The 1,091-nt window shown below is 76.6% G+C and carries 1 protein-coding gene; it reads left to right on the top strand.

What is annotated here, in order from left to right; genetic code table 11:
- Positions 1-13: 13 nt before the first annotated feature.
- Positions 14-1,091 (top strand): histidine kinase (locus tag AB0M27_RS48150; protein WP_365732504.1); only part of this gene is annotated, 1,078 nt, incomplete at its 3' end.

Genomic DNA, 1,091 nt, shown 5'->3' with positions numbered 1-1,091 from the left:
GTACGCTGCGGGCATGCACTCCCCGCACTTCGGCCGCGGCTCCTCCCGGACGCGCCGTGCCCTGTTCCGCGTCGGTGTCGTCCTCGTCGGGGCGGCACTGGTCCTCGCCCTGGCCGCCGACCACCGCACCGGTGTCTTCGACTCCGCCCTCGCACGTCAGGTCCGGCTCTCGGCGCTCGCGCCCGTGGCGGCGCTGTCGCTCATGGCCGTACGCCGGTGGCGCGGTGATCCACGGGTGGTGGCGGCGGCCGGGGCGCTGGCCGGGGCCTGGTCCCTCGGGTGCGATGCGTGGATGCGGGTGGTGGCGGAGCGGCCGGGGTCGTCGGCGGGGCACGCGGACGCCTACACCCTGTTCGAGCTCGCCGCGCTCATCGTGGTGCTGGTCCTCACCGTCCGGTACGGGGCCGCCCGGCCCGCCGCCGGGGCGGCCGTCCTGCTCAGCCTGGCCGTGGTCCTGCGGCCGGTGGCCGTGCGGGTGACGGAGAACGGGCTGATCCTGGCCATGTTCTGCACCGTGGCCGTCTGCGCCGGGCTGATCGGTGCGCTGGTCGCCCGGCTGGCCGCCCTCGACCGCCGGCGCCACGCCGAGCAGGTGCGCCTGGAGCAGCGGCTCACCTTCGCCCGGGACCTGCACGACTTCGTGGCCCACCATGTGACGGGCATCGTGGTGCAGGCCCAGGGCGCCCAGGTCGTCGCGGAGTCCCGGCCGGAGCTGGCCGTCTCGGCGCTGGGGCAGATCGAACGGGCGGGCTCCGAGGCGCTGCGGGCCCTGCGGCACATGGTGAGCGGGCTCCGCACGGAGGCGGCGTTCGCGCCGGGGCTCGCACCGGGGGGCGATGCCGCTGCGGGCGGTGTGGCGGGGCTCCGTACCCTGGTCGCCGCCTTCACCCTGCCCGGTGGCGGCTCGGCCCGCCTGGCGGAGGAGGGCCCCGTCGACCGGCTGCCGACGGCGGCCGTGGCGGCCGTGCACCGGGTGGCCATGGAAGCGCTGACCAACGTACGCAAACACGCCCCGGACGCCCGGCAGGTGACCGTGACGCTGCGGGCCCTGGCCGGGACGGTGGAACTGGACGTCGTCAACGACAGCCCCG

This window comes from Streptomyces sp. NPDC052107, assembly GCF_040680215.1.
Lineage (GTDB): Bacteria > Actinomycetota > Actinomycetes > Streptomycetales > Streptomycetaceae > Streptomyces.
This window is presented reverse-complemented; position numbering and strand designations above follow the sequence as displayed.